Source organism: Xanthomonas populi, assembly GCF_002940065.1.
Lineage (GTDB): Bacteria > Pseudomonadota > Gammaproteobacteria > Xanthomonadales > Xanthomonadaceae > Xanthomonas > Xanthomonas populi.
Window position 1 is genome coordinate 1 of the sequence record NZ_MDEJ01000317.1, and the last position, 571, is coordinate 571.

At 55.7% G+C, this 571-nt stretch carries 1 protein-coding gene; it reads right to left on the reverse strand.

Features of this window, described 5'->3' with window-relative positions:
• Positions 1-19 precede the first annotated feature (19 nt).
• Positions 20-502 carry a Mu transposase C-terminal domain-containing protein gene (locus tag XpopCFBP1817_RS21080; RefSeq protein WP_244171302.1) on the reverse strand — a complete coding sequence of 161 codons (483 nt, stop codon included), beginning with the start codon at positions 500-502 and terminating at the stop codon, positions 20-22.
• Positions 503-571 lie beyond the last annotated feature (69 nt).

A 571-nucleotide genomic window follows, 5' to 3' on the forward strand; every position in this document is an offset into this window, starting at 1 on the left:
CAAACGTCAGTTGCATGGATCACTCCTCAACGTAGCTGTGTAGTGTCGCGCATCTGGGGACGTTGTTCAGAGGTTCCCTAGGCAGGAAATCGACGACCCGCGTGATCCGCTCGTTGATCTGGCTTCGTAGCGACCTGCGATAGTTGTAGCGGGCGGTTTGAATATCTTTAAGCGTGACGGTCTGCGCTTCGTGTTCGGGGCTGACCGCACGGCAGAGAAAGTGGTTTCGATGAAACATCCGGATTTCAGCCAGATCGCGCGGGCCATACCGTATTGCGATCAGTTCGCCGACGTCAGCCGCAAACGTCGGTGCAAGGTAGCGCAAGCCCTGGAAGTGGATGCCATCGCGATGGATGACGCGCGATTTCGCCACCATCACGAGCAGCATGTCCAGGTCCTCAAGGCTATCGGGCATTCGAGGCAGCCAGCCATTGCCGACCCATGCCTGAATGGGCGTCGTACCGATTTCAATATGTATGCGTGCGTTATAGGTATAGGGCACCTCGAACAACCAAGTCGTAGCCGTGGTGACACGCACTGGATGATGACCATACCTTCAAAAAATCAGCGA